Consider the following 915-nt stretch of genomic DNA (forward strand, 5'->3'; position numbering starts at 1 on the left):
CCCCCCAACCCCTTCTCTGTAACCTCCGTTATCCTGACTATATGTCGACGGAATGCACATTCATTATTTTTTATATAATATTTTGTGCTATAGACGCTATTTTTGCCTTTTTACTCGCCCGCCTGAAACCAGTTTCATCCAGCCTTTTTCAAAAAAGCAAATATCCGCGCGCCAGGCACTCACACTTTTCTGTCATCCATCCCAATTTGGTGAGTGGAAACAGCATTATATGCTGATTGATAAAAAACATTACTATCTGTAGGAATTTTCCTAAATCCAGGATATGTTAGAGAAAGCCATGCAACAGCACAAAACTGGTGTATTCCTTATCAAACTGATAATTCAATCAACATACGCCCGGTGGTATATAATATGCAAAACCTATTTTTCTTAGTGGTGGCTGCCATACTACTTGCTGTGTCTGGGTTCTCTTTAATTACATTTCTGAAAGACAGAAAGAAAACGAAACAGGCGTTTAATAAACGCAAGTGGTAAGGCCCGCTCCATATTGCAATTGGATTAAGATAATATTAAGAGATAAAAAAATGATATGACAGAATGACTATTCATTCTGCGTTTTGGCATGGCCTTAAGGCAAGAAAAATAACGCTACTCACGCCCTGTCCCTCGTTTATTCATATGCCATAAATAACAAAAGCCTGCGTTGCAGGCTTTGTTTTACCTCCCGGCGCTTATCTCCGGCATCTACATCACAGTGACGGTAGCTCTTCACAAGGTAAGTTTAACTTATCGGACCTGTTTTCAACCCGCAACAGCTTTTGAGCAGGATCGTAATGTCCATCACAATTTATTGAGGTTAATCTGAATGAGCGGAAAATAGGCTCGGGGAAGGAGAAATGAAGGAGGGATAAAGGAACACACTGGCGGGGGGGGGGCGCCCCCGGCAGAAAAAAA

General features: G+C 41.5%; 1 protein-coding gene. It reads left to right on the forward strand.

Translation table 11 applies throughout. The annotated features are described in order from the left end of the window. Positions 1–372: 372 nt before the first annotated feature. Positions 373–495 (forward strand): small membrane protein, encoded by a 123-nt coding sequence (locus HMPREF9538_RS31485; RefSeq protein ID WP_009484572.1) that lies wholly within the window; start codon positions 373–375, stop codon positions 493–495. The last annotated feature ends 420 nt before the right edge of the window (positions 496–915 follow it).

Source organism: Klebsiella sp. MS 92-3 (assembly GCF_000195655.1).
In the GTDB taxonomy this organism is placed as follows: Bacteria; Pseudomonadota; Gammaproteobacteria; order Enterobacterales; family Enterobacteriaceae; genus Klebsiella; species Klebsiella pneumoniae.